At 63.2% G+C, this 1,555-nt stretch carries 1 protein-coding gene; it reads right to left on the bottom strand.

Annotated features, from left to right (window positions below; all coding sequences use genetic code 11):
- Positions 1 to 163: 163 nt before the first annotated feature.
- On the bottom strand, positions 164 to 1,555 hold a 1,392-nt coding region (locus QZ653_RS14170), incomplete at its 5' end, for an OmpA family protein (RefSeq protein ID WP_296421017.1).

Raw genomic sequence — 1,555 nt, 5'->3', positions numbered from 1 at the left:
CAAACCCCGGGGAAGGTCGCCAGATGGTCATGATGATCGGACCTTTGCCGCAAAAATAGGTCTGCGATCCTGATATAGAAAAAAGAGCGCCGGTTCCTGTTGGTCCGGCGCTCTTTCTTTATAGGGTCCGGCCGCGTGATAAACGGCCGGTCGGGATCAGGTCTTACTGACGCAACAGGTCGGTGATATTGCGAACGCTGGCACGACGGTTCACCTCTTCCGCTGCAAGCGTGCGGATCTTGAGGTTGCTTTCCCCATAACCCTGCGTCACCAGATTGGCAGGCGGCACATCGAAATATTCCGTCAACGCAAGGGCCACGGTTTCGGCGCGCCGGTCCGACAGACCCAGATTGTAGCCAGCGTTGCCTACGGCATCGGTATGCCCTTCGATCAGGAACACCTCACCGGGACGCTCGTCCAGAATGTCGCGGATCGCGGTGCCCAGCTGTGACAGCTGGCGCGCCTGTTCGGGACGGATCGCAGCGGACCCTGTCTCGAACGTGATGGTGTCCAGTTCGACCAGAGGGGCGAGTTCGCGCACTTCGCGAATGCTGCGCACCTGCCGCAAGGAAAACGTGCGGTCCAGATCGGCCGACAGTTCCGCGGCCAGTGCTGCGCGCAACTCCTCTTGCGTGGCTGCCATGCTGACAGAAGCATCCTGATCGCGCGCGCTTGGCAGGCTCGACACATCCACCGCCTGTTCGGACGTCTCCAGATCATCCAGCAACACAACCTGTGTGCCATCCTCCAGAACGAGGGCACGGCGCAGCACGCGACCCTCGGCATTGCGGATCGTCACCACCTGACGGCCATCGGCCTGGGTCACGAATGTCCGTGTTGACCCATCCTCGAACCTCTCTGTCCGCACGGTCGATCCCGGCTGGCGCAACAGCACATCATCATCCTTCAGAACCCGGAAGGTGCCGTCGGATTGCTGGACAATCACGCGGTCACCGGAATTGGTCACCACCTCGTCGCCGTTGGACAGCTGCGACCCGATCGCCAGCGCGCCCAGACCCAGAAGCAGCGCACGGGCCAGATCGCGGTCGTCGTCATCATCATCGGCTTGGGACCGCGCCGCAGTGGTATCGGTCACAGATGTCTCGAAATCCTGATCCGAGGACCGCACGTCCTCCTCCGCAACAGTTTGCTCTTCGACTTCGGCCACCTCGGCATCATCGCTGGCCGCTGCGGCAACTTCGGTCTCCTCCACCGTGTCTTCCGGCGCAGGTGGCGTATCATCGGGCAGGCTGTCTTCCGCAGGGCTGTCCAGATCGGCCTCGGCGGTCGCATCGGCTTCAGCAGCAGTCGCATCTTCCCCGTCTTCGGCAGGCGCAGCGGCGTCTGCCCCTTCAGCAGCCTCCGCATCCGCTTGCAACTGTTCAGCCAGATCGGCCTCGGCTGTGTCTGCTTCATCCGTTGCGGCGGTCTCTGCCTCGGCGTCGGCCTCCGCATCCGCGACTGGTTCGGTCTCCCCGCCAGCGTCGGCTCCGGCCTCACCGTCGGTCTCCATTTCCGCCTCGGCCTCGGTCTCCATCTCGGGTTCCGCCTCGGC

It is taken from the genome of Pseudooctadecabacter sp., assembly GCF_020627745.1.
Taxonomy (GTDB): Bacteria; Pseudomonadota; Alphaproteobacteria; order Rhodobacterales; family Rhodobacteraceae; genus Octadecabacter.
Note: the sequence above shows the minus strand (reverse complement) of the source record. Positions and strands in the feature narration are given on the sequence as shown.